The sequence below is a fragment of the Fibrobacter sp. UWB10 genome (genome assembly GCF_900182935.1).
GTDB lineage: Bacteria > Fibrobacterota > Fibrobacteria > Fibrobacterales > Fibrobacteraceae > Fibrobacter > Fibrobacter succinogenes_O.
In genome coordinates this window covers 505,997-532,639 of record NZ_FXUE01000002.1, presented here as the reverse complement: position 1 = coordinate 532,639, position 26,643 = coordinate 505,997, and the positions used below count along the sequence as shown (strand labels likewise).

The following is a 26,643-nucleotide window of genomic DNA, read 5'->3' as shown; positions in this document are numbered from 1 at the left end:
TTTAATTATTCATTCTTGTAAGCGCAGCATCTAAACCCAATGCTTGGCGACTTATAGAAGTTCGAAACACCACGGTAAGAAACGCGTTCGCCTGTCAGGAATACGACTTCTATATGGTCAGGCACGTACTTCATGCCGTTAGAAATCGATTCGAGCCATTCGTCGCCGCCCTTCTTGTATTCGGCATAAGGAGCGTAATCGACACCCACCGAATTACCGCTGGAATCTTGCACGTCAAAGAACTGCAAGGTATCCTTGAAATCTTTCTTGGTCAGTTTCTTGTACAGCGTCCTCGACGTATCGGCCGTAAACACCGTATCGACCTTGGTTCCTTCGCGGTACAGATAAACTGTATCGGTCGTATAAGCCAAGCGCGTAAAGTACGGGAATGAACGGCCAACGCAAAGTCCACGCGTTTCGCGTTCAATGCCACCCATCACGGTATAAGAGCCACCCTTCAGCACGGCAGCCGTATCTTCGGAACGGCCAATCACCCATTCCTGGTACTGACCAGGCAAATCACGCACGCCCATGGGGTTCATGCAACGCGGGCTACGCTTTAAAGGATCCGCAGCCGAGGCTGAATCGTTCGAGAACACATTGCAATAGCGGAACAAGAAATCGGACATTTCAAGAGTATCGTCTTGAATCACGCCATAAGCAAGCGTACCGCCCGAAAGACAAACCAGTTCCCAATCGCGTTCATTGCAAAGGCTCACCTTAAAGCCATCCGCCGAAATCGCCTCGCATGCCGCAAGCGCTTCGGAATGCATAACGTTCGTGACAAACTCGCCCGAATCATTCTGGTGTTCCATGCGTTCCATGCAGAAGAAGGTCGTGTCAGACGACTTGACCGCGACAAAGTTTGCAGGGCATTCAATTTCGTTTGCAATCGCACCCGGAGACACAGCAATCGTATCAATCAGCGTAACCGACAAGTAGCCCGATTCATCAATTGCCGTAATTCGCAGAATGAGCGTGTCGCCCGGAGCCACATAGCGAATCGTATCGGTCACAAAGGAACCGGTGGCAGAAATCTTCATGGTATCGCCATTCAACTCATAAAGACTCGTGTAGCGATCCAACGTATCGAAATCGGAACTGATCATCCACTTGTTGGTATAGCGGTCCAAGTATTCAACGCGGTACTGATTCACGTTGTCATAACAAAGCGTAGAAATGCAAGAATCAGGAATCACAAGAACGGTATCGACCTTGATTGGGTGTTCGCGCTTAAGCGGGTCTACACTCTGACTCCAGAAAATGCGCAGGCGGTTGTTGCTGTCGAGTCGCGCCATACCAGGGAACAAGGTATCCTGCATCGTGAAAATTTTGGTCGGCATCAAAGGGGCCACCGAGTCCGTGGTATTAATGGTATGCCATGCGCGCATCTCCGAATGGTCTACGCCAGTATAGTTACCGCAAGTATCCCAAGCGGAATAACCAACCTTATATTCGCTTTCGGCTTTGAGCCCTTCGATAATCAAGCGGAAATTATTAGAATCGGGATTATTGACATTGTAGCCAAAGCCATCCGGAATAGCCAGATACAGTTCGTTCTTACGGCTGTCGCCATGTTCCTTTGTCTGCAAGAACACGGAATCCACGTTGGAATGATAACCCTTGTGGCGCAAGTAAAGCGTTTTGCCCGTAGAATCGATTCCTTCTGAAGATTCAAGCCGCACCTTTAGATTGCGCAAGTCTTCGTTCTTGTTTTCGGTATAGATTCTAATGTTGTAGCCGAGAATCGGGCCCGAAAGTTCATTCGGTTTGTAATAGTTCGTCTGGTCTGTCGGGCGCGCCCATTCCAAAAGAACACCTGTAGTCCAGGTAGAATCGGTGATGTTAATGTCCGAAGGCGCAATATTGTCGCCAAAATGCAAATAGGTTCTCTGGACTGTGCCCGGGCGACCGCTAGAATAGTCGCAATAAAAAGCCACCATCAAGCTTTCGCGTTCTTCCACATATTCCTGAATATAGGGAGTCACGTCGATGGTATCGAAAAGATCGCCGTTGGCCGTGAACTTGAAGGATTTGGTTGCCCTCGACATTTCATCGTCGTTCACAGTCTTCGAAGTGTCATCGATAACATCCGAATCGATCCACATGTAAATCGCTTCTAGGTTTGCGGTATCGTCCGGGAAACGGAAACGCACCATAAAGCAGTAAGCGCTGTCATCGGCATCCTTGGCGCACTGCAACAAGGTCGAAATATCCGAAATTTCGCGTTCAATCCTAAATTCTATAGAACTGTCGTCGTCAGAACAGCCAAAAAACATGGTTACCATCGAAAACAGGACCGCAACCAATAAAAAACGAATCGTCAAAAGTCTAGACATCGGCCATAAAATAGCAAAAATCCATAAAAAAAACCGACGGTACTTGTGGTACCGTCGGCTCTAAACGATTCAAAACCGATTAGTTTTCTTCCGGGTAGACAGAAACTTTCTGACGCTTTGCATCGAGGCGTTCAAACTTCACCTTGCCATCGACGAGGGAGAACAGGGTAAAGTCCTTGCCCATGCCCACGTTGGTGCCCTTGTGGAAGTGAGAACCACGCTGACGAACGATGATGTTGCCAGCCTTGACGACTTCGCCCGCATACTTCTTAACACCAAGATACTTGGCGTTACTGTCGCGGCCGTTACGTACTGAACCTTGACCTTTCTTATGAGCCATGGATTATACCTCCTTAGCCTTACGCAGAGAGTTCTTCTTGACCTTGGCGGGCTTCGGGAGACCCTGGGCAATCTTTTCCTTGCGAGTCAGAGGCACAGACTGCACCTTCTGCTTGGCGAGGGCAGCCACGCGAGCGCGGTTGCGTTCGATAACCTTGGAGTCGACCTTTGCGGATTCTGCGCCGGAGCGAAGTTCCGTAACCAGCACCTCGGTATAGCCCTGACGATGACCGTTACGACGTTCGTAACGGGTACGGCGCTTCTTCTTGAAAACGATGACGGTGTCATACTTGCCGTGAGCAAGCACTTCAACCTTCACGGATGCGTCGTTCAGGACAGGGGTGCCGATTTGCACTTCTTTTCCTGCGAAAAGAAGAACGGACTTGAGCTCCAGTTCGGAACCAACAGCGGCATCGAGCGTGGGGACCTTGTAAGCCTTGCCCAGCTCAACTTTATACTGGAAACCACCTGTTTCAACAATAGAATACATTTTTGTAATCCTTTTTTGGTTGCTATTGGGACCCCAAATGTAGCAAAATTTGCGAAATTGTAAAGACACGGGGCGTTACTTTTTCTAAATTTCACCTCAAAATTTCATAAAGGACACTCGAATGAGCAAGATTTTGAGCCTTGACGGCGACTGGCAGATGATTTGGGACACCGAAGATGCCGGTATTTCTAATCGTTGGTACGCTACTTACCCCAAAGACACCCAAGAAGTGCAAGTTCCCCATATCTGGGAAAGGGCTTTCGACAAGCTCCTGATGTCGCACGACTGCGCGTTCTACTTCAAGCGTTTTACCATCGACGACGAAAAGCAGGTCGCAAAGCGCATTTTCCTGCGTTTCGAACGCATTGCAAGCCATGCCACCGTTTGGCTGAACGGCAAGCTCTTGGGCACCCACTTTGGCGCCTACACACCTTTTACTATTGAACTTCAGAAGGCTTTAAAGCTCGGCGAAGAAAACGTGCTCTGCGTGCGCGTTGCCAACATGGGCGCTCTCAACAGCCGCATTGACTTTGGCCGCGAAAGTGCCGACGGCGCCGACGACCGCTTTGTACACCCGGGCGAACTCCCGGTCGGCCTCCCCTGGACCCAGTACCCGTTTGGCGGTATCTTTGGCCATGTGGACCTGATTCTTGGCACCGCAGCATTCATTTCTGACGTGAAGCTCGAACCCGATGCCGACACCCAGCGCATCGCCTGCGAAATCAGTTTCAACAACCCCCGCGGCTTCCAGACCAGGCTCCGCGTGCTCATGCGTAACCCCGATGGCGACGTTTACGAGCAGTTCGTGAACAACCTGAAACTCGACAAGGAAAACATGACCCAGCGTTTTGTTTTCGAAGTCAAGGAACAGCAGCGTCACAAGTTCCAGTGGAGTCCCGAACACCCCAACGTCTACGCCATTGAATTCCAGATGGAAATCAAGGCCGGCAAGGAAAAGGACGGCAAGGAAATCAAGCGTGCCGAATACGCATTCCCCGTGGTGCGCACCTTCGGTTTCCGCAAGTTCGACTGCCTCAAGGGTGACTACTACCTGAACGACCAGATTTTGAAGATCCAAGGCATTACCTACAACCAGCAGTGGAGCGAAGGTGGCCTTTGGACGTTCGACAACCCGAAGCTCGAAAAGGACCTGCAGGCTGTGAAGGCTGCCGGTTACAACGCCATTCGTAGCTGCGGCGCACCGCTTTCCACTCAGGCTCTCGACATTTGCGACAAGCTCGGCCTGATTGTGTTCCAGGAATTCCCGATCCACACCATGAGGTCTACCGCTCAGGGTCTTGAAATCGTCAAGAAACTGATCAACGACATCGTGGGCGAACAGCACCACCACCCCTGCATTGGCGCATGGGTCATGGGTGCTGAAAACGGCACGCTCCTGTTGCAGAACGGTAACAAGCTCTTGAACGCTATTAGCCCGGTCGACATGACTCGCCCGGTCATTAGCAACCTGAACAGTATTTTCCTTGACAACGAAGGCAACTTCCACAAGGATACCGGCAAGCTCTTGCCCGTGTCTGTCGACAAGATTTCGACTTACGCCACGCTCCGCGTGAACCCGCGCATGACGCCGAACGCCGCCTACACGCACTACCTCGCCCACAGCTTTGACCGCGACGGCGAAGTGCTGACCGTGCCCGATACAGGCCTTGGCGACAGCCACTTCCAGGACGAAGAAGAAAATGTGGCAAACGACATCAACAACAAGATGTTGGTGACGCTCAAGAACCACACGCTCCTCCCGGAAACGGCAACCAGCATCAAGGGACCGCGCAGCGCCAAGAACCAGAAGGCCATCAAGAATGCCCTCAAGGCAATCGAAACCTTCGTGGAAAGCGACATGTCCATTTGGAAGGACTACAAGAGCTTTGTGGCCGACGCAAACCGCATTGCCATCAAGAGCAAGCTCGACCAGATTACCGCCTTCCAGAGCAACCCGCAGATTGCCGGTTTCTTCTTGGACCAGTGGGCCGACTGCGGCACCGAATTTGACGGTCTGTGCGACGAAAACCGCGTAAGCAAGGGATTCGAAGATTTCTCGAAGGAAATCACGACTCCGAGCCGAGCCCTCATCAGCGAACTGGAACACGTGGTCGCCCCGCAGAGCGAAATCAGCTTCCAGGTAACGCTTTTGAACAACAGCCGTTACGAAGACGTGTCTGTCGAAGTCAAGCTCGTAGACGACAAGGGCAAGGAACTCGCCACCGACAAGATTTCTCCTGAAGAACCTGCCGGCAAGACCAGCCTTACGCAGATGGGCATTTGCACCATGATGGCTCCACGTACCGAAGGTAGCTACAAGCTCCAGGTGACGCTGATTAACGACGGCAACCGAATTCACACGACCGAAGAAGACTTGATCGTGATTGCCGAAGCCGACGTGAAGAGCGCCATGAAGAAGGTCTGCTTCTTGGACAACAGCGAAGAATCCAGCGATGCTCTCGCCGCCCTCACTGGTCCGGAACAGATTATCTTTACCGCGAACCTGAGCTCTTGGCCCGACGAAATTTTGGACAAGATTGTGGACGTGGTGAAGAACGGTGGCAAGACGCTCTTGCTTTCCGACCTCACGCAGGAAGACATCGACTACATGAACCAGAGTCACCAGTTCGACTGCAATATCGAATCTCACTGGAGCACGGGCGCAAGCGAACTCAGCCTGCACTACCTGCCCAAGGGTTCCGAACTTGCACCGGTATTTGGCGAAGCCACTGTGCTTGACAGCAATGCCGCAGCCATTATGCCGAGCATTTCGCTGAACGAACTTCCGGGTGCCAAGGTGTTTGCACGCTCCGTGACCCTGAAGGACGGCGAAGTCAAGACCGGTTCTGACCTGCAGCTCTACCCGTTCGGTAACGGTAAGATCATGTTCAACCAGTTCAACGTGTTCGAAGGTCTGGAAACGAACGTGCTCGCCGACAAGCTGTTTGCAACGATCGTGAATTTGCTGTAAAAGCTTAGAACAAAAAAAAAAGGACTCGGTGCTCCCCGAGAGAGAAGGAATGCACCGAGTCTAAACACCCAAGTCCGATACCTTGCGACTACAAACCCACGTCGCGGGTAATAACAAACCTGTACGATACTAACTTATACTCCAATGTGATGAAAATCAAGTTTTACATTGTAAAATATTTAAAACAATCGCAGAGGATGTTCAAAAAAGGATAAAAACGGCTTATGACTTGCTCCAATTTGAAATATTCCAACTTGGAAGAATACTCCGACCTTTTGGCCAGAAACGCCCAGAAGGCAAGCAAGACGCTCCGTACCCTCCCGGGAGAAAAGCGTAGCGCCGTGCTGAATCGCGTTGCCCAGATTTTGCGCGACCGTAAGCCAGAAATCCTTGCCGCAAACAAGATTGACCTTGAAGCAGCCGCCGGTAAGCTCGACGACTCGAAGATGGACCGTCTGACTTTGAACGACGCCCGTATTGAGGCTATGGCCAAGGGTGCCGAAGAAATCGCCTCGTTTGCTGACCCGCTGAACAAGGTGCTCGAAAGCCGCGAACTCAAGAACGGCATCAAGATTAGCCGCGTGGCCGTGCCTATCGGTTCTGTGTTCTTTATTTTTGAAAGCCGCCCGAACGTAACGATCGATGGTGCATGCCTCTGCTTTAAGGCGGGCAATGCCGTGATTTTGCGCGGCGGTAAGGAATCGCTGAATTCCGCCAAGTGCCTCGCCGGAATTTTCCACGAAGCACTTGCCGAAGCAGGCATTGACCAAGACGCCGTACAGCTCGTGACCGAAACGAGCCACGACCTGGTGGGCATGCTTTTGCAGCGCAACGATTGCCTTGACCTCGTGATTCCCCGCGGTGGTGAACGCCTGATTCGTGCTGTCGTTGAACAGAGCAAGATCCCTGTGATCAAGCACTTCAACGGCATTTGCCACGTGTACGTGGACAAGTCCGCCGATATGGACAAGGCGGTGAACATCTTGATTAACGCCAAGACGCAGCGCACGGGCGTGTGCAACGCCATGGAATGCGTGATTATCGACCGCCATATTGATGATGCCACCACCAAGAAGTTGATTGATTGCCTCGCCGACCGTGGTGTGGAACTCTTTGGCAACAAGGACGCCCAGAGCCACGACAGCCGTATCAAGGATATTGGCGACGACAGCAATTACCACCACGAATATTTGGCCCTCAAGGCTAGCGTCAAGTTCGTCGATAACGTTGCCGAAGCCTGCGACCATATCGAAAAGAACAGCAGCCGCCATACCGAAGCAGTCGTTGCCGAAGACGCTAGCGTCCAGGACTACTTTGTCGCGAACGTGGACAGCAGCAGCGTGATGGTGAACGCCAGCACCCGCTTTGCAGACGGTGGCGAATACGGCCTCGGTGCTGAAGTGGGCATTTCCACCGACAAGTTGCATGCCCGCGGCCCCATGGGCGTAGAAAGCCTCTGCAGCTACAAGTGGATTCTCCGCGGCAATGGCCAGGTGAGAGGTTAATTATGAAATTCGAAGATTTGATTAAAGAAGTAAAGTTCGAAGTGGAAGTCGATGGCGTGAAGCTTGCGCCGGCAATCGTTCAAGATGCCGACAAGGGCGACGTTCTGATGATGGCCTGGATGAACGAAGAAGCACTCCGCCGCACGCACGAATGTGGTGAAATGGTGTTCTGGAGCCGTAGCCGCAAGGAATACTGGCACAAGGGCGACACCAGCGGAAACGTGATGACCGTCGTGGAATGGGCTGCCGACTGCGACAGCGACGCTTTGCTCTTTAAAGTTCGCATGCAGGGTCCGCAGGTGGCTTGCCACACGGGTGCCCGCAGCTGTTTCTTTAAAGTCTGCGATAAATAACAGACCAAGTTTACCGTTTATCGGTCACTTTTATCCATTCGCCTAGTTTTCTCAGCAAAACTAGGCTTTTTCGTATAAAGTTATTTATCTTTCTAACATGCGCCTTATTAAGAACATATTCATTTTTTTATTTGCGTTAGCCACCATAAGCCTAGCGCATGGAATCGCAGAAAGCGATTCTCTTGATGCCGAGAAAAAGGCGCAGGACATTCAAATTAACTACGACGAACACTATAAAAATTTGATTGAACAAGAACAAAAAGAAATTGACACAAAAATCACAAAAGGCGGCATCAGCGGAATTGCTTTGGGAGCAGGAATCGGATTCAGCATCCTCGTTTTTAAAGACCACGGTTCAAGTTCCGAAGAACAAGAATCCATTAAAGAAGCCTTTACTGCAGATGCAATTATAATTGGCATAGGCCTCATAGTCGTTGGAACCATTGGGCTTTCATACAATCTTTACGCTTTATACAACAAAGACGGGCATTACAACCGGCTTGATTCACATAAGCGAGCCTATGACATTTACAAGCGGAGACGACAGGAACAAAACGAAGGTGCAAAGCTCGTTCTAACACCGACCTTTAACGCCTTAAATAGCTCTGCTGGTATGAATTTAAGTTTACTTTTTTAACGCGGTCGACTTTATTATTTTTGGCACAGGAGATCCAAGATGAAGAAAACCGCTTTTTTACTTTTTCTCGCTGTTGCTTGCTTTGCTCAGACCGATTCTATCAAGAATGAAATCACCAAAGATTTTCGAAAAATGGGTAGCAACTACTACGCCTACCCCACTCCGACCGCCAAGTATACCAAGGCTCCCGCCGGCTACAAGCCGTTTTACCTGAGCCATTACGGCAGACACGGCAGTCGTTTTCATCAACCTGCCGACCATTACCACGCTCTGTACAATACGCTCGCTAAGGCCGATTCTTTAGGCAAACTCAGCGATTTGGGCAAAAGCCTGCTTGAACGTGCCAAGTACTTAGACGAATACGCCGCCCCGCGCGCAGGCGATTTGACTCAGCTCGGCGTGGCCCAGCACCAGGGAATCGCCAAACGCATGGTCAAGAACTTCCCCGAAGTGTTCAAGAACGACGCCTACATTGAAGCCTATGCCAGCACCAGCGTGCGCTGCGTCGTAAGCATGGCCGCATTCCTCGAAGAACTGCATGCGCAAAAGCCCAAAGTCGAGATTCACCAGGAATCGGGCAAATACCTGATGAGTTTCATCAGTCCGCTTGATTTTGGCAAGATTATCAATGAATCGAACACGCCCGCATGGCAAAAAGAAAACGAAAAAATTTACAGCCATGTGAATCCGACTCGTATGATGCGCGCCATTTTCAACGATTCCAACTACATCAAGAAAAATGTAGACGCAGGCGATCTTTTCAGCAAGATTTATGAAATCGGCAACAGCCTGCAAGGCAGCCCCGAAATCGAATTCAGCTTTGACGATTTGTGGACCGCCGAAGAATTCACCGCTCGCTGGCACGCGCAAAATGCCTGGTGGTACAGCGTTCTCGGAAACAATCCCTTCGCCAAAAAGCAAGGCCTTGAAAATGCTCGCCCGCTCCTGAAAAACGTTCTGGACGAAGCCGACAAGGTGATTGCAGCCGACACAACAAAGGCAAACAAAACTGCCGCAAAGCCCGCCAAAAAGACAACGGCAACGCTCCGCTTCGGGCACGATACCGTCATCATTCCTTTCGCCGTATTGCTGCAACTAGAAAACGGCACAATGAATACCGGAATCGAAACCGCCGACATGGAAAACCTGCACAAGGTCTGGCGCGACTACGAAATCACCCCGATGGCCGCGAACGTACAATTTATCTTCTACAAATCAGCAAAGAGAGGCTCCCCCATTTTGGTAAAGGTGATGCTCAACGAAATCGAGCAAAAATTGCCCGTGACATGCGATTCAGCGACAATAAAGAACTGCCCCGCCGCCCCGTATTACCGCTGGGATGACGTAAGAGAGTTCTATAGGAAATAAAAGGAAAATCCCCCGCGTCGGCGAGGGACTTTTTGTGTTTAAGGGTTCTGGTGTACTTCGTCTTGTCGCGGACGATTCTTGTCCGCAGGGTGGCTCCATTCTGGGAGCCGTCGATGCGCAGCGTTCTGAGCCTTGCGCTTTCTTTTGCGTCGTTTTTAGCCATAACGGCCTCCTTGGGGGGCAAATATAAATTATTATCTTTAGGCAGTAAAGGGTTTAAGGTTTCTTTTGAAAGATTCCATTGCAGATAGTATTCGCCGTCATGGTTTCAAACGCTTGTTGCTTGCAGTTTCGGGCGGGCTGGATTCTATTTGTTTGGCGCATTATTTTATTTGCAATAAAGAGAGATTGGGCATTGAATGGCTAGGAATTGCGCATGTGCATCACGGACTGCGGGTCGGAACTGCCGACCGCGACGCCGCATTTGTTGAAGCATTCGCGAAGGCACACGACATTCCATTTTTCTTGAAGAAGCTGGATGGTGACGCTCTAAAAAGTGCCGAAGGATCACTCGAAGAAAACGCGAGGGATGCAAGGTACAAGGCGCTACAAGAAGCCGCCGAAAACTGCGACGCCATCGTGACAGCGCATCATGCAGGCGACCAAGCGGAAACCATGTACATGCGACTCCGCCGAGGAACAACGCTTGCGGGCCTCAAGGGGATTCAGGAAGTACGAAGCAACATTTACCGCCCTTTTCTGAATGTGACTCGGGCGGAACTTCTTACGTATGCTCGCGAAAACAATCTTGAGTGGTGCGAAGACGAAAGCAATTCCGATGTAAAATTTGCACGAAACAAGGTGCGGCACGAATTCCTCCCGCTACTGGAAAAAGAAAGCCCCAGCGCCGCGACGCAATTATGCAGAATTGCCTTGTTAGCAGACAAGGCGTATGCGAAAGTGATGAAAGCGAACGAAATTCTCTTCACGACAGCATTGAAGGCCGAGAAAGCTGATGCTGATATTCATCAGCATAACATACGGGCGGGTATCGCATTGGACAAGAAAAGGCTGAGGAAGGTTCTGCGGGAGCATGCCAGTGCGGACTTGTCAGAGATGTTCCGGTTATGGCTTTCGGAGCAGGGTTTTCGCTTTCCAATTGGGTTCTTTTACGACCAAAAAGAGCCCGCACATGTTAAAATTCCCGTACGCGCCGCTTACCGCAAGCGTTCTATCGTCAAAAACGGCTCTACTGTCTTGATTTGCGAATTTGAAAGCGTCGAGGCAGCCCTAAAATTTGTATCTTGCAAGTGAACGTATAAAAGGATTTTATGAGTCAAGGAAAACCTACTCCACCCTACCGTAGCAAGAACTTTATCATTTTGTTGGTGATGATTCTTTTGTTGTTCGTCATGTTCCCGCTCGCCGGGAAAGATGGCGAATCGGACATTACGCGCACCGAATTTTTGGCCATGATGGGTGACTCCACCAAGGTGATTACCGAACTCACCTTGCAAAAGACCCCCGATGGCGTGATTATTGAAGGCAAGCGCGAAATGAGTGCCGAAGAAAAGGCCGAAGCGAAAAAGAACCAGAGTGCTCTCGCCCGCTTTACCAAGTCAAACGACAACGGCAACACTAAAGCTTTCCGTAGCCACATGCTGGAAGTCAGCAATGACCAGATTACCGCCTGGGAAATGTTCAAGGGCGTCAAAGTCAAGGTCATTCACGAATCCAGCACCTGGCTCGACACGATTGTCGCATTCTTGCCCGCAATCTTGTTGATTGTATTCTTCTACCTGATGATGAATCGCCAGATGGGTGGCGGCGGCAAGGGTCCGTTCAGCTTTGGCAAGAGCCAGGCAAAACAGTTGAACGGTAAGCAGAAGACCACCTTTAACGATGTGGCTGGCTGCGACGAAGCCAAGCAAGATTTGCAGGAACTCGTGGAATTCTTGAAGGACCCGAAGAAATTCGATGCCCTCGGCGGACGTATTCCGAAGGGCGCATTGCTCGTTGGCCCTCCGGGTACCGGTAAGACGCTCCTCGCCCGCGCTGTTGCAGGCGAAGCAGGTGTGCCGTTCTTTAGCATGTCCGGTTCTGACTTTGTGGAAATGTTCGTGGGCGTGGGCGCAAGCCGCGTGCGCGACCTCTTTGAAACCGGCAAGAAGAACGCTCCGTGCATTCTGTTCATCGACGAAATCGACGCCGTAGGTCGCCAGCGTGGTGCTGGTCTCGGTGGCGGTCACGATGAACGCGAACAGACTTTGAACCAGTTGCTGGTGGAAATGGACGGCTTTACCGCCAACGAAGGCGTGATTTTGATTGCCGCCACGAACCGCCCCGACGTACTCGACAAGGCACTGCTCCGCCCCGGCCGCTTTGACCGCCAGATTGTGGTGGGACTCCCCGACCTGAAGGGCCGCGAAGAAATCTTGAAGGTGCACCTGAAAAAGCGCAAGGTGCCGCTGGCCGACGACGTGGACGTGAAGGCTGTCGCAAAGGGAACTCCTGGTCTTGCAGGCGCAGACCTCGAAAACCTGGTGAACGAAGCCGCCCTCTTGGCCGCTCGCTTCAACAACAAGAAAGTCACGATGCTCGACTTTGAAGAAGCCCGCGACAAGCTCAGCATGGGTGCCGAGCGCCGCACGCTCCTGATGACCGACGAAGAAAAGCGCCACACCGCTTACCACGAAGCTGGCCATGCATTGATGACGCTCTTGTGCAAGCATTCTGACCCGCTCCACAAGATTACGATTATCCCGCGCGGCCGCGCCCTCGGCGTGACCATGAGTCTGCCCGAACGCGACCAAGTAAGCTACAGCCGCGAATACGCCGAAGAACGCATCATGATCATGATGTCTGGCCGCCTCGCCGAACTCATCTTCTTCAACCACCAGAGCACGGGTGCCAGCAACGACATCCAGCGCGCTACCGAACTTGCCCGCAAGATGGTGACGGAATGGGGCTTTGACGACGAAATCGGACCGGTATGCTACAGCCGCACCGACGGCGAAGTGTTCCTCGGCCGCGAAATCAGCAAGCCGAAAGAAATGTCCGAAATGATGGCCGAAAAGATCGACAACGCGGTGAACAGCCTCATCAAGCGTTTGGACCTTGCCGCCAAGAAGCTCATTGAAGAAAACAAGGACAAGCTGATTGACCTCGCCGAGGCACTCTTCGAATTCGAAGTGCTTGACCGCGAAGAAATTGACCGCGTAATGGCTGGAGAGAAACTGACCGGCACCAAGAAGAGCCGCCAGTACAAGGCGCTCGAAGAAATGGAAGAAAAGAAGAAGCGCGAAAATACGCCGCCGCCTGACCCGGGCAAACAGCCGCCGGTAGCACCGGTCACTGATGCTAACGCTGCCCCCGTTGCCGAAATCAAGCCCGCCCCCGCCGCCGGAACCACCCCGGCAAATGACGGCGATGCCCAATCATCTACTGTAGAATCTCATCAGGAAAATTCGTAATGTTCAAAGAAGTTCTGGATCATAGTCGCTCTCTCCCTTGGAAAATCGGCAACAAGGTTTTGCCTTGCAAAACCCCGCTGATCATGGGTATTGTGAATGTGACTCCGGACAGTTTTTTTGACGGCGGCAAGCATAACAAGCCTGACGCCGCCTACGAACACGCCATGATGCTTTTGGATCAGGGCGCCGAAATTCTGGACATCGGTGGCGAAAGCAGCCGTCCAGGAAGCGCCCCTGTCAGCCTGCAAGAAGAACTGGACCGCGTATGCCCCGTGGTAGAACGCCTGGCCAAGCTCGCCAAGGAACGCGAATTCTATATCTCAGTCGATACGGTCAAAGCCAAGGTAGCCGAAGAAACCATGAAACTCGGCGCGCATATTATCAACGACATCAGCGCCTGCGCCATGGACCCGAATATGCTCCAGACGGTCGCAGACACCAAGGCTGCCGTCGTGCTAAACCACATTCGCGGAAATTTTGGTACCATGCAGCAGGACTTCAAGCCGTACACGAACGTGGTGCAGGAAGTCCGCGAAGAACTCTTGTCGCAGGTGAAAAAGCTTTTGGACCTCGGCGTCGAACGCGAAAAGATTTGCATTGATCCGGGTATTGGATTCGGAAAAACGGCGCAGGACAACATCGATTTGATGAAATCCACCGAAGAATTCCTGAAAGACGGCTACCCCGTTCTCATCGGAACCTCGCGCAAGTCCTATATTGGTAAAATGCCCGGCCTCGAAACGAGCGACCGCCTGATTCCGACCGTTACGGCAGGAATCGTGGCCGTACTCGGTGGCGCAAGCTGCATTCGCGTGCACGATGTGAAAGAGGCCAAGGAATCCTTGCTGTATTTGGAGGCGTTAAGAAATGATTCTGTTTAAGCTATTCGGGATTATCGATGTGCGTCCGGCAGATATTCTGGACGTGCTCCTGATATCCATCATCATTTACTACATCTTCTTGCTGTTCCGCGGTACGCGTGCCGCCCAGATGATTTTCGGTGGTTTGTTGCTGATTCTTGCCTGGATTATTGCACAGTGGTGGGAACTCCATACCGTCGTGTGGCTTATCAGTAACCTTGCGACCCTCGGTATTATCGCCCTCGTGATTCTTTTCCAGCCCGAAATTCGAAGCGCCCTTACCCGTATCGGTCAAGCGGCCAGTAAGCTCGATTTTCACAACCTGTTTTTCCATTCCAGCGGTCTCGACGAAATCACCAAGACCATCGCAAGCGCCTGCCAAGACCTGGCAAAGACACACACCGGTGCGCTGATTGTGCTTGAAAAGCGCGTGGGCCTGCGTAACTACGCCGACACCGGTGAAATCTTGGATGCCCGAATCAGTTCGAGACTTTTACGTGCCCTCTTCTTCCCGAATTCCGCTTTGCACGATGGTGCCGTGATTATGAACAGCAAGCGTATTATTGCTGCCGGCTGTATCTTGCCTATGCCCACGGGTAACGCCGAAAAAGAAGCGGGCTACGGCATGCGTCACCGCGCCGCCAAGGCACTTGCCGCCGAATGCGACGCCCTTGTGATTGTGGTGTCCGAAGAAACTGGCTACATCTCTATCGCCTACCGCAACACGCTGCGCCGAAACATCAGCGTCGCCGAACTCAAGCAAGAAATCATTCGCCACTGGGGCGAACTCTTTAACGACGTCCGCGAATCGGCAAAGACCGAAACCGCCGAAGAAAAAGCGAGTTAGTAGACAGTTAGAAGGTCGTAGGACTAAAAAGGATTTTTATGAGTAATAACGAAACAGAAGATCAAGTAAAATCTCGCCGCAAAAAGAAGAACATCGCGATTCTCGTGTTGATGTTCCTCTTGTTGGTGACCCTTTTTATTGTGCAATGCCACTTGGACCAGATTAAGCAAGAAGCACTTGCCAAGGAACAAGAAACCGCACTTGAATTGCAGCGCCGCCAGACGCTGGACAGCCTACGCGCTCTAGAACAGGCTCGCGCCGACAGCATTCGCAAGGCCGATTCTTTGGCAAAGCTTAACGCCGATGACAGTCTGCGCATTGCCGACAGTCTCCGTATTGCAGACTCGCTTGCCGCTCTCAAGAACAATGTGAACCGCGACAGCATCCGCCATGTGCGCGACAGCCTGAACCACATCAAGGATAGCCTTGCAGCTATCGACAAGGCCCGCGCCGATAGCCTGCAGCGCATCGCCGATTCTTTGGCAGCCATCGAAAAAGCCAAGGCAGACTCGCTCGAAAAGAAGCGCATTCAAGACAGCATCCGCGCCGCCGACCAGGTGCCGCCTGTTGCCGAAATCGTACCGCCTGCAGGCCGCTACTACGACCCCATCAAGCTCAAGGTCAAGTGCGAAGAAATCAAGTGCAAAACGTTCCTCTCTATTGGCGATACGCTCCACGCTCAAGAAGCAGGCAAGGCAATCGAATACAATACGACCGGAAGTGTATTCTTCTACGCCGAAGACTCCGTGGGCAACCGCTCTGCATGGGAAGAAGCCAAGTACGACATGGCTAGCGACAACGTTTGCGGCAAGAACGCCTACCCCGTTCCGCTCGGCGGCAAGACCGTTTGCGTAGACGCTTACGAATACCCGAACAAGGTTGACGAACTCCCCCGCGACATGGTGAGCCAGGAACAGGCCGCAAGCCTTTGCCAGCAAGAAGGCAAGCACCTTTGCAGCCTCGCCGAATGGCAGGCCGCTTGCAAGAGCAAAGACAACACTCGCTACAGCTACGGCGACAGCTACAAGCAGAACAAGTGCAATACCAACAGGAAGGCTGCCATGCGCAGTGGCCGTAAGGAACAGTGCCGCAGCTGGTACGGCATGTACGACATGAACGGAAACCTTTGGGAATGGACTTCGACTACGAGCAAGGATCACCCGAACATGTACTTAGTCGCTGGCGGTGCCTGGAACACCAACAACGAGAGCAAGTGCACCGACAACAAGTTCAGTTTCTATCCGCAGAACCAGTATCCCAACGTAGGGTTCAGGTGCTGCAAATAAGGCATCAAGCGACCAAGCGCTTTTATTTTTCCACACGGATTGTACAGTCACTTCGTTCCTGTACCAAATGCTCGCTTCGGTCATGACAATACAAGTATTGTCGCGACACTCAGCTTATGCATTTGTTGGAAAACCTAACGGCATTTTAGAAAAAGTATATAAATAGATTTTACGTTAGTAAAATCCGATCCGTGTGGTACCAAAAGAATCTTGTTGTCTGCTTTATAATTCGCTATCTATTAACTCGACATGCAGGTGTTCCATTTCACCTTTTTCCCAGAGCACCTTGAAGCGCGGCCCGAGTTTATCTTGGGCCATTTCTACAACCTGACGACGCTTGTTCATAGGCATATCGACAATGCGAAAATCCATAGCCGCATTCTTGTAATGCTTTGAATTTGGCAAGTGGTAAGGGTAATCGTTTCCGCTCGTAATCACAGGCACGTAATCGTCACCCATCACCTTATGATAGCAGCGAATGATTTCTAAGCCAGCAGTATCCATGACCGGCAACAGGCTTTCGAGGTACACGCCTTCTTTTTGGCGAGTGCGCTTGAGTAACAGACGATGAACTTCGCGCTGGTTGAATGGTTTCAAGTTCAAATGGCGCATGTATTCTTCGGCAGACCACGTATCTTCGACCTGCTTGGGCTCGTAATGCGGAATCGGTCGATCATTGGCTTTAATGAGTCGATATACCCCAAATAAGGCCAAAATAGCCAAAATTGGCGCCAACAAATACAAATGTTTAACAAAAAATTGCATTTTACAGCTATCAAAAATACTATTTTAAGAGCATGAAGAAAGTTATCCTTATTTCCGCATCTCTTATTTCCTCGATGTTCCTTTTCGGCTGCGGCGACAACGCCAACTATACTGGCTGCTGGAAGGGCGAAGCTAATATGATTTTTGAAGTCTTGAGCGAAAACAACAAGGACTTCACGATTCGTAACGTAAACGGCGACCTGACCGCCACTATGCAAGAAGGCAAGCTTTGCGGCAAGAATTCGCTCGACATGCCTTACTGCATGAGCGTCAAGGGCGACTCCGCTTACTATGAATTCGGCGGCATCACCACGGGTTACGCCCGCATCAGCAAAGAAGAATACGAAGATATCTTCGCTTCTCAGAAAAAAGCTGCTATTGAATAATTAATCCAGAACGTCCTTCAGGATTTGTTCAATCATGTATTCGGTCGGAGCCCCGCTCCAGACCCGCTTGATGTAGCCATCTTTATCGAGCAACATTAAAGTCGGAACTGCGTGGATGCCATAGCGCATCCACATTTCTTTTTTAGCATCGCGGTAAAGCGGATACGGCGACGCATGCTGGTGAGCGTAGAAATCGTTCAGCGTTTCGACAGGTTCGTCGGCAATACCGATGATTTCGACCCCCTTGGAGCTATACTTTTTATAGATGTTAGCCAGCACCGGGAGCGTCTTGCGGCAAGGACCGCACCAGGTAGCCCAAAAGTCGAGCAAAGTTGCCTTCGGTTTTTCTTTGCGCTTTTCACCATTCTTGTAGAAGTTTTCGCCGAATTTCGCGATTTTACTGCCGATGGCGGAACCCGTCAGACTGCTGATGTCGTCGGGGCGTTCCGTGAGGGCAACTGTCAGCGTTCGCTTTTTGCCTTCGCGGGCAATTTCAACCTTAATCTTCTGCCCCGCCTTGTGGCCTGTGACCGCAGACTGAATTTGCGACATGTCCGTAAGCGTTTGGCCCTGCACGCCGATAATCTGGTCGCCGGCCACCATGCCCGCCGTAAAGCAGCCCGATTCCGGATGCACGCCGTGCACGTCTAGAGCAAGATGATTTTCGAAAGTCGCCTTTTTAAAGGTAACGCCAAGCCAAGGGACGGCAAAAGAAGCGCCCGCCGTCACCAGAAGCGCGAGTATAGCATTGCGAATGGTCATGATCAAACAGCTTTAGTTTGCTTGGGATTGTGGTCGTCGTAATCCGAAAGAGTCTTGTAGCCCAGTTCAAAGAGAGCCGCTTCGAGTTCTTTACGCATGGCGTGTGCAGCCATCCAGCGGAAGGCCACCACAGAATAGCATTCCACCGCATCGACACCAAGCTTAATCAAATCAAAAATCTTGAAGCCGTGGTCAATGCCACCGCAAGCAATCACGCTGATTTCCGGGTAATGCTTACGGATGTAGGTCACATTCCACATCATGTTTTCGTAGAGCGGTCTGCCCGACATACCACCGCAGTCGCCATCAGCGCGAAGCGGAGTCAAGTCTTCGAACTTGGTTTCAACCGGAAGTTCGCTCATCTTTTTGGTCGGGTAAGTATTGCCAACCACCACACCGTTCACGCCCGTGCGCACAATCATGTCCATCACGTTCACCAAGTGGCGTTCCGACAGGTCGGGGCTGATTTTGGCATACACAGCCTTGCGAATCGCCTGGGCATTGCGGTACTTCATGATTTCGCCGAAAATGCGTTCGGTCAGCGACAAGTCCATGTCTACGCGAGATTCGCCGGTATTGGGGCAGCTCAAATTGATTTCGATAAAGTCGCCCGCCTTGTAAGCGATGGCAAAACTTTCGAGCAAGTCCTTCAGCTTTTCTTCGTCGTCGGTAAGGCCCGGGGTTTCGGCCACAGACACGCCTACGCAAAGCCCCACCTTGTGAGCCTTCATCAGTTGTTCATCGGCACGGCGTGCAATGACTTCGACACCTTCGTTGTTGAGGCCCATGCTATTGTGAATAGCGCGGTCATTTTCAAGAAAACCGATACGCGGGCGGTGCGTGTTGCCTTCGCGGAACTTGCGGGTCGCGGTTCCAACCGTAATGCCGCCAAAGCCCATGTTCGCATAGTCGCAAATGCGCTTGGCAGTCTTGTTAGCTCCTGCTGCCAGAATAATGGGGCAACCGAGGTACAGAGAATTACTGTGGTCCGGGAAGGTAATAACGCGCTTGAGGGTCTTGCTCAAGTCCGGTCGACCGCCCAAAAACGGGATATACGGAGCAAGCCTTGCGACATGTTTAAAAGAATCGTGACGGAATTCGGGATATTTGTGAAAAATGCGGCGAATCAGCGCAAGCATGCGGTCGCCAAAGTTCAGGTAATATTCGTGATTCACGCAGTTGAAAGACATGGGAATTCCTTTTGCCAAAACTTACAGGCTAAAAAATAGAAAATATCTATCTCCAACGACCATTTTTAAAGATGTTTACTATTTTATTGAACAGTATGGAACAGAAAACAATTGATTCTATCGTTTCGGCAATTCACTCTAAAATGCCGGATTATATCAAGACTTTAAGTGATCTGGTACGAATTCCTTCGATCAGTTTTGACAATTTTGACCAGAAATACGTGTTGGAATCGGCCGAAGCCGTAAAAAAGCTGTTTTTGGACGCAGGCCTAACCAACGTACAATTTTTGTTACCGCCGAGCGGTCGCCCCTCTGTATACGGCGAAAGCTTGACAAGCCCCGATAAGCCAACTGTGCTCTTGTACGCCCACCACGATGTGCAGCCCCCCATGCGCGAATTGCTGTGGAACACCAAGCCTTTTGAAGCAAGCCAGCAAGGCGACCGACTTTTTGGCCGCGGCACCGCCGACGACAAGGCCGGCATCGTGACCCACCTAGCCGCTCTGGAACAGGTTCGCGCCTGGAAGAAGAATGACGGTCCGAACCTCAAGTTTTTGATTGAAGGCGAAGAGGAATCTGGCAGCGCAGGCTTTGAAACGATTTTGAAAAAATACGCCGAGCTTCTGAAATGCGACGCCGTGATTGTGGCTGACCTCGGAAACTTTGCAAAGGGCACGCCCTCGATTACCACGACGCTCCGCGGCATGAGTGCCGTGAACGTGGAACTCAAGGCGACCAAGGCTCCGCTCCATTCTGGCAGCTGGTCTGGCCCGATTCCTGACCCCGGTCAAGTGCTTTGCCGCATGATTGCAAACTTGACCGACGGCAAGGGCAACATTTTAATTCCGAATTTCGAAGACACGCTCGTGCCACCGACGGAAGCAGAACTCGCCTCGTACAAGAGTCTCGGCATGACCGAAAAGATTTTCAGAAACGATGGCGGTGTTTTGGACAGCGTACAGCTCAAGGTGCCCGAAGACGAGATTCTCTTGTCGCTGTGGCGCAGGCCTTCGCTTGTGGTGACCGCGATAGAAGTCGGTAGCCGCATGAACGCCGGAAACGTTCTGCAGAACAGCGCCTACGCCCGCATTGGTATTCGCCTTGCCCCCGGCATGGACGCAGACATTGCCACCCAGCAGCTGGTGGAATTTTTGCAGGCGCAAGTGCCTTACGGGCTACAATGCAGCATTGTGACCGAAGATGGCGCAAACCCGTTTGTGACCGATACCGCTCACCCGTTCTTCCAGAAAATGAGCGAATCGATGGCGACCGCCTACAACGCCGAGACCAAGTTTATCGGCTGCGGCGCAAGCATTCCGGGCGCAGAACTATTCCGCAACACCTTCGGCGACATTCCTATTCTGCTGACAGGGCTTGAAGACCCCGAATGCAACGCCCACGGTGAAAATGAAAGCCTTTACCTGCCCGACTTCGAGCACGGTATTGTAGCCGAGACCCTTTTCTTTGGAGGAATCTGCTAATGACTTCTACCAAATTTCCGAGACTTGTGGTATTAACTGGCGCAGGCATTAGCGCTGAATCGGGCCTGCGAACCTTCCGCGGTAACGATGGCATGTGGGAACACGAAAACATTGATGACGTGTGCACGCCCGAAGGTTATTACCGTGACAAGAAGCGCGTGAAAGACTTCTACAACTTCTTGCGCAAGGGTCTCAAGGAACATGAGCCTAACGCCGCTCATTTTGCGCTTGCGGAACTCGAAGAACGCTTGGGCGATGACTTTTTGCTCGTGACGCAGAATGTAGACAACTTGCATGAACGCGCGGGTTCCAAGCGCGTGTTGCACATGCACGGCGACTTGATGCGCTTGACTTGCGAAAAGAATCCGAAGCATGAATTCGTTTTTGAAGGCGAAGAAACGCTTGATACGCGCTGTCCGTTCTGCGGTGGCATGAGCCGCCCGGACATTGTGTTCTTTGGCGAGCAGCCTCTTTACATGGAAGAAATCCAGGACGCCCTAAGGCACTGTAAGGATTTCGTGTACATTGGCACGAGTAGCGTAGTCTACCCCGCCGCCGGTTTCAAGAGTTTCGCGAAGAGCTTTGGCGCCAAGGTGACTTGCTTGAATTTGGAAGTTCCGGCAAGCGATCCTTACACGGATGTTTTCGTGGAAGGCAAGGCCACAGACATTGTGCCTAAGTGGTGCAAGAATTTTAAGTAATAGTTGGCAACAAGATTCTTTTGGAACCACACGGATCTGATTTTACTAACGTAAAATCTGTTGTTAGTTTTTTTCAAGCAACAGGAATCTTTTTAATGCCACACTGATTCGATTTTACTAACGTAAAATCTATTTATATACTTTTTCTAAAATGCCGTTAGGTTTTCCAACAAATGCATAAGCTGAGTGTCGCGACAATACTTGTATTGTCATGACCGAAGCGAGCATTTGGTACAGGAACGAAGTGACTGTACAATCCGTGTGGTAACATTGATTTCTATTTCGCGAAACAGAATGCTTCGTGAGAAGTAGAATTTGACGCCATAACGCGAGGCGGCAATTCGTCGCTGTGGCATTGTTCGGTGCATTTTTCGCAGCGGTCGACAAAGCGGCAACCCTTCGCAAAGTCGCGCGGATGCGGCACCGAGCCCGGAATCGACTTCATGGTACGCATGTCGCTATGGTTCTCGGGAATAGCCGCCAGCAAGCCCTGCGTGTACGGGTGCATCGGAGAATCAATCACATCGCGAACGGGACCCGTTTCCACAATGCGGCCCGCATACATCACGGCAACTCGGTCAGCATACTGCGACACAATTCCCATATTATGCGTAATCAACAGCACCGCCGTCCCTGTGCGGTTCGCCATATCCTTGAGCACCGCAAGCACCTGCGCCTGCACCGTGACATCCAAGGCCGTAGTCGGTTCGTCGGCGATAATGAGCTTGGGTTTAGAAAGCAAAGCCATCACAATGCAGACGCGCTGCAACATGCCGCCCGAAAGCTCATGCGGATACGAATCCAGAACGCGGTCAATATCCTTGAAGCCGGCAAGAGTCAGCATTTCGCGAATGGTGGCTAAAAGATTGCCCTTGCCACCACAGAACTTGAAGACTTCGAGCAATTGCTTTTTGATGGTCACCACCGGATTCAAGGCCTGCATGGGCTCCTGAAAGATACATGCAATTTCAGAGCCGCGGACTTTCTGCAATTCGGCCAGCGGCAACGTCGCGAGATCCACCGGCGCAGCATTTTCGCCTGCGCGATACAGCACCGAGCCTTCGACAATTTGTGCACTCGGTTGCGGCAGTAAACGCAGAATGCTCATCGCAGTCACGCTCTTTCCGCAGCCAGACTCACCCACCAGCGCAAAGAATTCGCCTTGATTGATTTCGAACGAGACCTTGTCCGTTACCTGCAGCGGAGTAATTCCTTCGCGAGGTTTGCCATTCTTGTCAAACCCGAAAGCCACCGAGAGATTTTGAACCTGCAAAACCGGAATCATAAATAGCGATCTCCCGACTTCGGATCCATTGCATCTCGCACGCCTTCGCCCACAAACGTAGTCAGCAACAGCGTTACAAAGAGTGCTGCTACCGTACTGACTGAAATCCACGGCGCATAAAGGTTGTTGAGCCCCTGGCTCATGAGTTCGCCCCAACTAGGTGTAGGCGGTTGCAGGCCAAAGCCCAAAAAGTCTAGCGAAGTCAAGCTTCCGATTCCGCCAATCAGCGTGAACGGGAATAGCGTGACCACGGGCGTCATGGCATTCGGCAAGATTTCCTTGAAGAATATATGGCGGTGTCCCATGCCCAAGACTTTGGCCGACTGCACGTAAGTCATGCCGCGCAGCTTCAAGAATTCCGCACGCATGTAATAGCTGAGCGAAATCCAGTTGAAAGCCGCCATAATCAAAATCAAAAGCCAGAAACTGCGGCCGTAAATGCTACCGATTAGAATCACCACGTAAAGCATCGGAAGCGACGACCAGATTTCAATAAAGCGCTGCATACCGGTATCCCAGAACTTGCCAAGGTAGCCTTGAATACCGCCAATCACAATGCCCAAGAAGGTTCCGAGCAAAGTCAAGAGCAAACTGAAGCTAATGCAAATGCGGAATCCATGAATCAAGCGAGCAAGTACGTCACGGCCATTGCTATCAGTTCCGAGCCAATGCCTTGCACTCGGCGCAAACGGAGGCGTTCCGTCTTCGCTCAAGTCCGCTTTCAAAGGGTCATGCGCAATCGGGGGCATAATCGCCCAAACGTCCGGGCAGCCACCGGCACGAGTAAAGCCTTCGGCCGCATCTTCTTCGCATTCCCGAACCGTTTCAAAAAGCTTGGCGTAATCTTGTTCCGTCTGGTATTCACCACCAAAATCTTTTTCGCTATAACGCACAAAAGCAGGGAAATAGGTTTTGCCTTCGTAGCGCATAAAAATCGGTTCGTCATTGACGGTCCACGGGCTCGTGAGTGACAACAGATACGCAACCACAAGTACAATCAAAGACCAAAACGCACGCTTGTTCTTGCGGAAACGCTTGAGTCGATTCAAAGTTTCTTGTGTCAGGCGAATTTTCATAATCCCTTACTTTACCAAGCGTGTAATCAACGCGAACAATTCCGTGAAATCAATCGGTTTTGCAACGTGTCCGTTCACACCGGCATCAAAAGCAGCCTGCTTTTCTTCTTCAAACGCACTTGCCGAAAGAGCAATAATGGGCAATTCCGATTTGCGATGGTCTGCCATTTTACGAATGAGCGCCGTCGTTTCAAAACCGTTACCCTTCGGCATTTTCATGTCCATCAGCACAACGTCAAAGGAACCTGTCGGCGACACATCAATCTTTCGATAGCAATCATCGCCACTATTGACGCAAACGACTTCGGCATCGACACTCTTAAGCATGAACGAAACAATTTCGCAGGTTTGCGGATCGTCGTCGGCCAATAGAATATGTTTACCGGCAAGAACTTTCTTAAACGGCGAGAAATCAAGCATCTTCGTGTCGGCATCGTCTTCGGCGATTCGGAGCGGTATCACGACCACCACACGGGTACCTTCACCCACGCGGCTTGAAATCTTGACCGTACCGTGCATCAAGTCGACCAACTTCTTTACAATGCAAAGTCCAAGCCCAGTGCCATCAATACCGCGAGTAAGAGCAGATTGTTCGCGTTCAAAAAGTTCAAAGACCTTCGGCAAGAATTCTTCTGAAATGCCCACGCCCGTATCTTCGACAACCATTTCGATATTGCTCATTTCGGGATTTTCATGCGGAAAATCGCGCATCGAAATACGAACAAGCCCGCCAGCACGTGTATACTTGATAGCGTTGCTTACAATATTCAAAAGAATCTGGTGGAACTTGACCTTATCAACATTCACGCAACGAGTCTTAATATTTCTCGAAACTTGCAGCATGACATTCTTTTGTCTTGCGCTCTGTTCGAAAGTCGTAATCAGGTCTTCGCTCAACGCAGCCGTAAGCACCGGACGTTCTTCAAGCTTTTCATAACCCGATTCAATCGTCGTAAGGCACAAGACTGAATTGATCATGTCGAGCAACAAAGTACCTGCAGACTGAATGCAACCCAAGTAATAATTCAACAGCGACGTTTCTGCTTCGGGGAAGTTCTTGTTCAGCAAGTACTTCTGGGCAAGCGAACTATAGCCAAGCACCGCATTCATCGGAGTACGGAGGTCATGGCTGATATTAAACAAGAAATTCGACTTTGCCTTATCTGCACGTTGAGCACGATCCAGAGCCTTCACAAGCGCCACGCGCTGTTCGTTCAGTTCCTTACGCTTTTCAAGTTCGGCATTCATGGATTCATCGATAACCTTAATACCCATGACAATTTCGGGGCGATCCTTAGAAGGCTTTACATAATGAATCTGCATGTAATGGATAACGCCGCCTCTTGAAATTCGATAAATGTATTCAAAGCGGTTATGCTTCAAAAATTCACGATTCAGGCGTTCCAAGGTGACTACACGGTCAAATAGAGAACGATCATCGAGCAGCACCATACGATTCACGTACAAAGACATGAACTGGTCATAAAGCGGAGCCTTGTCAAAAGCATCTTGCATGTAACGCGACACATACTGATCAATGCAATAACATTCACTCTGCCCCGTCTTGGAATCAATCACGAATGCACTGCCGTAAGAATCCGTAAGCGCATTAATCACGTTCAAGTGCTTGCCTTCCATTTCATTACGCAAGCGACGATTGGTACGGTAAACGGAATGGACATATATGATAAAGAACAACAGCACAAACAAAAGTGCAAAGAGAGCTTTAAATGCAATCACCTTGGTCGCATTAGAAAGTACATGATACGGTACCATTTGCACCACGAACCAACCCAGTTCGTTAGTCGGCATCACACAAGCAATAGATGTTCCATAAACCGTCGAGAACCTAAACGCCTTAGGTTCCTTGATTACCGCATTCTTTTTAAACTGGTCAAATATTTCTGGCGGAAAGAATTCCTGGGCACGTTTTTCAAAAGAGGCGCCATAATCGTTATCAACGATATTTGATGCAATAATATTCAATTGGTGATCGCAAAGGAGAACAACAGTCCGTTCCCCACCTACCGTATAATTGAGCATCGGCAAAATGTCTTTTTTGCCACCCAAAATTCCCGAAATCACACCAATGACGTTTTTACCGTAATACAACGGAGTATAGACGTTGATTCTAGATTCATTATAAGCTTTTGTCTTATAATCAATCCATATACCCGATTTCCCCGTCATTCCCAAGCGGAAAAATTCGCTTTCAGAAACATCGACCGGTTCTTCGTCGTAAGAGAGTTTCAGGCCGTCTTTACGGATATAATCGATTCTCGAAAAAGGAACTTCATCCATCATCGCCAAAAAAATCGATTCCGAGCGACGCAATTCGGGACCATCCATTTTCTTTGAAACCGACTGAGACACCAATTTAACACTGCTCTTGGCATAATTCATTGTGCTCGTGATTTCCGAAGCGATACGCTTTGTTTCTTGCGCTATCGATTCTTCGACTTGTTTAAAATAAGATTCACGAGCCATGACAGCATAAACAAAAACTAGAACCACAACAGCGATTGCAACCACTACAATAGCAGGGCTCAAAGGCATCCAGCGTTTTAACTTAATCTTTTTCATAGCAAT

22 protein-coding genes are annotated in these 26,643 nt (G+C 50.7%); 13 read left to right on the top strand and 9 right to left on the bottom strand.

The features are described 5' to 3' along the window. Positions 1-5: 5 nt before the first annotated feature. From QOL41_RS06790 to rplU, 3 genes are all read right to left on the bottom strand, one after another. Complete coding sequence (locus QOL41_RS06790; RefSeq protein ID WP_283429145.1) at positions 6-2,339, bottom strand: fibronectin type III domain-containing protein; 2,334 nt, start codon at positions 2,337-2,339, stop codon at positions 6-8. A 79-nt stretch (positions 2,340-2,418) separates the two neighbouring features. Beyond that, positions 2,419-2,679, bottom strand: a complete 261-nt coding sequence (rpmA, locus tag QOL41_RS06785; RefSeq protein ID WP_173652540.1) for a 50S ribosomal protein L27 — start codon at positions 2,677-2,679, stop codon at positions 2,419-2,421. Between the two features lie 3 nt (positions 2,680-2,682). Continuing rightward, positions 2,683-3,168, bottom strand: coding sequence for a 50S ribosomal protein L21 (gene rplU, locus QOL41_RS06780; RefSeq protein WP_173566654.1), 486 nt, complete (start codon positions 3,166-3,168; stop codon positions 2,683-2,685). A 121-nt stretch (positions 3,169-3,289) separates the two neighbouring features. Here rplU and QOL41_RS06775 point away from each other — a divergent pair, with 121 nt between their 5' ends. From QOL41_RS06775 to QOL41_RS06730, 10 genes are all read left to right on the top strand, one after another. After that, a complete protein-coding gene (locus QOL41_RS06775; RefSeq protein WP_283429144.1) occupies positions 3,290-6,139 on the top strand; it encodes a glycoside hydrolase family 2 protein in 2,850 nt (949 codons plus the stop codon). A 224-nt stretch (positions 6,140-6,363) separates the two neighbouring features. Further along, a complete protein-coding gene (locus QOL41_RS06770) occupies positions 6,364-7,644 on the top strand; it encodes a glutamate-5-semialdehyde dehydrogenase (RefSeq protein WP_283429143.1) in 1,281 nt (426 codons plus the stop codon). Between the two features lie 2 nt (positions 7,645-7,646). Beyond that, complete coding sequence (gene hisI / locus QOL41_RS06765) at positions 7,647-7,997, top strand: phosphoribosyl-AMP cyclohydrolase (RefSeq protein ID WP_173823315.1); 351 nt, start codon at positions 7,647-7,649, stop codon at positions 7,995-7,997. Positions 7,998-8,094: 97 nt separating this feature from the next. Next, positions 8,095-8,634, top strand: coding sequence for a hypothetical protein (locus QOL41_RS06760; protein WP_283429142.1), 540 nt, complete (start codon positions 8,095-8,097; stop codon positions 8,632-8,634). Between the two features lie 39 nt (positions 8,635-8,673). After that, positions 8,674-10,002, top strand: a complete 1,329-nt coding sequence (locus QOL41_RS06755) for a histidine phosphatase family protein (protein WP_283429141.1) — start codon at positions 8,674-8,676, stop codon at positions 10,000-10,002. 228 nt (positions 10,003-10,230) lie between these two features. After that, entirely contained in the window at positions 10,231-11,256 is a 1,026-nt protein-coding gene (gene tilS, locus QOL41_RS06750) for a tRNA lysidine(34) synthetase TilS (RefSeq protein ID WP_283429140.1), read from the top strand. Between the two features lie 17 nt (positions 11,257-11,273). Further along, positions 11,274-13,415: an ATP-dependent zinc metalloprotease FtsH gene (gene ftsH, locus QOL41_RS06745; RefSeq protein ID WP_283429139.1), complete on the top strand. Its 2,142-nt coding sequence runs from the start codon at positions 11,274-11,276 to the stop codon at positions 13,413-13,415. Next, entirely contained in the window at positions 13,415-14,296 is an 882-nt protein-coding gene (folP, locus tag QOL41_RS06740; RefSeq protein ID WP_173652532.1) for a dihydropteroate synthase, read from the top strand. Before ftsH ends, folP begins: the two co-directional genes overlap by 1 nt. Then, positions 14,283-15,122, top strand: coding sequence for a diadenylate cyclase CdaA (gene cdaA / locus QOL41_RS06735; protein WP_283429138.1), 840 nt, complete (start codon positions 14,283-14,285; stop codon positions 15,120-15,122). Before folP ends, cdaA begins: the two co-directional genes overlap by 14 nt. A gap of 38 nt (positions 15,123-15,160) precedes the next feature. Next, positions 15,161-16,408 (top strand): SUMF1/EgtB/PvdO family nonheme iron enzyme, encoded by a 1,248-nt coding sequence (locus tag QOL41_RS06730; protein WP_283429137.1) that lies wholly within the window; start codon positions 15,161-15,163, stop codon positions 16,406-16,408. A 222-nt stretch (positions 16,409-16,630) separates the two neighbouring features. Here the strand turns inward: QOL41_RS06730 and QOL41_RS06725 are convergent, their stop codons facing one another. After that, a complete protein-coding gene (locus QOL41_RS06725; RefSeq protein WP_173652530.1) occupies positions 16,631-17,122 on the bottom strand; it encodes a hypothetical protein in 492 nt (163 codons plus the stop codon). Positions 17,123-17,205: 83 nt separating this feature from the next. Here QOL41_RS06725 and QOL41_RS06720 point away from each other — a divergent pair, with 83 nt between their 5' ends. Beyond that, positions 17,206-17,559 (top strand): hypothetical protein, encoded by a 354-nt coding sequence (locus QOL41_RS06720; protein ID WP_173652529.1) that lies wholly within the window; start codon positions 17,206-17,208, stop codon positions 17,557-17,559. Here QOL41_RS06720 and QOL41_RS06715 read toward each other — a convergent pair whose 3' ends face one another. Continuing rightward, positions 17,560-18,321 (bottom strand): thioredoxin-like domain-containing protein, encoded by a 762-nt coding sequence (locus tag QOL41_RS06715; RefSeq protein ID WP_173652528.1) that lies wholly within the window; start codon positions 18,319-18,321, stop codon positions 17,560-17,562. It abuts the gene before it with no gap. A 2-nt stretch (positions 18,322-18,323) separates the two neighbouring features. Then, positions 18,324-19,511: a beta/alpha barrel domain-containing protein gene (locus QOL41_RS06710; RefSeq protein ID WP_283429136.1), complete on the bottom strand. Its 1,188-nt coding sequence runs from the start codon at positions 19,509-19,511 to the stop codon at positions 18,324-18,326. 95 nt (positions 19,512-19,606) lie between these two features. Between QOL41_RS06710 and QOL41_RS06705 the strand changes: the two genes are divergently transcribed. After that, a complete protein-coding gene (locus tag QOL41_RS06705; protein WP_283429135.1) occupies positions 19,607-20,992 on the top strand; it encodes a M20/M25/M40 family metallo-hydrolase in 1,386 nt (461 codons plus the stop codon). Further along, complete coding sequence (locus QOL41_RS06700) at positions 20,992-21,693, top strand: SIR2 family NAD-dependent protein deacylase (RefSeq protein ID WP_283429134.1); 702 nt, start codon at positions 20,992-20,994, stop codon at positions 21,691-21,693. The genes QOL41_RS06705 and QOL41_RS06700 overlap by 1 nt, the downstream gene beginning before the upstream one ends. 277 nt (positions 21,694-21,970) lie before the next feature. Here QOL41_RS06700 and QOL41_RS06695 read toward each other — a convergent pair whose 3' ends face one another. The 3 genes from QOL41_RS06695 to QOL41_RS06685 are packed head-to-tail and all read right to left on the bottom strand — an operon-like array spanning position 21,971 to position 26,637. Further along, the gene (locus QOL41_RS06695; RefSeq protein WP_283429133.1) at positions 21,971-22,978 is read right to left on the bottom strand and encodes an ABC transporter ATP-binding protein; all 1,008 of its coding nucleotides are present in this window, start codon (positions 22,976-22,978) and stop codon (positions 21,971-21,973) included. Continuing rightward, a complete protein-coding gene (locus QOL41_RS06690) occupies positions 22,975-24,054 on the bottom strand; it encodes an ABC transporter permease (protein WP_283429132.1) in 1,080 nt (359 codons plus the stop codon). The genes QOL41_RS06695 and QOL41_RS06690 overlap by 4 nt, the downstream gene beginning before the upstream one ends. Before the next feature lie 6 nt (positions 24,055-24,060). Then, positions 24,061-26,637: a hybrid sensor histidine kinase/response regulator gene (locus QOL41_RS06685; protein WP_283429131.1), complete on the bottom strand. Its 2,577-nt coding sequence runs from the start codon at positions 26,635-26,637 to the stop codon at positions 24,061-24,063. Positions 26,638-26,643: the final 6 nt, after the last annotated feature.

What these genes read in the sequence shown, in the direction of transcription:
- QOL41_RS06790 (WP_283429145.1), bottom strand. Translation starts at nt 2,339, where the DNA reads ATGTCTAGACTTTTGACGATTCGTTTTTTATTGGTTGCGGTCCTGTTT.
- rpmA (WP_173652540.1), bottom strand. Translation starts at nt 2,679, where the DNA reads ATGGCTCATAAGAAAGGTCAAGGTTCAGTACGTAACGGCCGCGACAGT.
- rplU (WP_173566654.1), bottom strand. Translation starts at nt 3,168, where the DNA reads ATGTATTCTATTGTTGAAACAGGTGGTTTCCAGTATAAAGTTGAGCTG.
- QOL41_RS06775 (WP_283429144.1), top strand. Translation starts at nt 3,290, where the DNA reads ATGAGCAAGATTTTGAGCCTTGACGGCGACTGGCAGATGATTTGGGAC.
- QOL41_RS06770 (WP_283429143.1), top strand. Translation starts at nt 6,364, where the DNA reads ATGACTTGCTCCAATTTGAAATATTCCAACTTGGAAGAATACTCCGAC.
- hisI (WP_173823315.1), top strand. Translation starts at nt 7,647, where the DNA reads ATGAAATTCGAAGATTTGATTAAAGAAGTAAAGTTCGAAGTGGAAGTC.
- QOL41_RS06760 (WP_283429142.1), top strand. Translation starts at nt 8,095, where the DNA reads ATGCGCCTTATTAAGAACATATTCATTTTTTTATTTGCGTTAGCCACC.
- QOL41_RS06755 (WP_283429141.1), top strand. Translation starts at nt 8,674, where the DNA reads ATGAAGAAAACCGCTTTTTTACTTTTTCTCGCTGTTGCTTGCTTTGCT.
- ftsH (WP_283429139.1), top strand. Translation starts at nt 11,274, where the DNA reads ATGAGTCAAGGAAAACCTACTCCACCCTACCGTAGCAAGAACTTTATC.
- folP (WP_173652532.1), top strand. Translation starts at nt 13,415, where the DNA reads ATGTTCAAAGAAGTTCTGGATCATAGTCGCTCTCTCCCTTGGAAAATC.
- cdaA (WP_283429138.1), top strand. Translation starts at nt 14,283, where the DNA reads ATGATTCTGTTTAAGCTATTCGGGATTATCGATGTGCGTCCGGCAGAT.
- QOL41_RS06730 (WP_283429137.1), top strand. Translation starts at nt 15,161, where the DNA reads ATGAGTAATAACGAAACAGAAGATCAAGTAAAATCTCGCCGCAAAAAG.
- QOL41_RS06720 (WP_173652529.1), top strand. Translation starts at nt 17,206, where the DNA reads ATGAAGAAAGTTATCCTTATTTCCGCATCTCTTATTTCCTCGATGTTC.
- QOL41_RS06715 (WP_173652528.1), bottom strand. Translation starts at nt 18,321, where the DNA reads ATGACCATTCGCAATGCTATACTCGCGCTTCTGGTGACGGCGGGCGCT.
- QOL41_RS06710 (WP_283429136.1), bottom strand. Translation starts at nt 19,511, where the DNA reads ATGTCTTTCAACTGCGTGAATCACGAATATTACCTGAACTTTGGCGAC.
- QOL41_RS06705 (WP_283429135.1), top strand. Translation starts at nt 19,607, where the DNA reads ATGGAACAGAAAACAATTGATTCTATCGTTTCGGCAATTCACTCTAAA.
- QOL41_RS06700 (WP_283429134.1), top strand. Translation starts at nt 20,992, where the DNA reads ATGACTTCTACCAAATTTCCGAGACTTGTGGTATTAACTGGCGCAGGC.
- QOL41_RS06695 (WP_283429133.1), bottom strand. Translation starts at nt 22,978, where the DNA reads ATGATTCCGGTTTTGCAGGTTCAAAATCTCTCGGTGGCTTTCGGGTTT.
- QOL41_RS06690 (WP_283429132.1), bottom strand. Translation starts at nt 24,054, where the DNA reads ATGAAAATTCGCCTGACACAAGAAACTTTGAATCGACTCAAGCGTTTC.
- QOL41_RS06685 (WP_283429131.1), bottom strand. Translation starts at nt 26,637, where the DNA reads ATGAAAAAGATTAAGTTAAAACGCTGGATGCCTTTGAGCCCTGCTATT.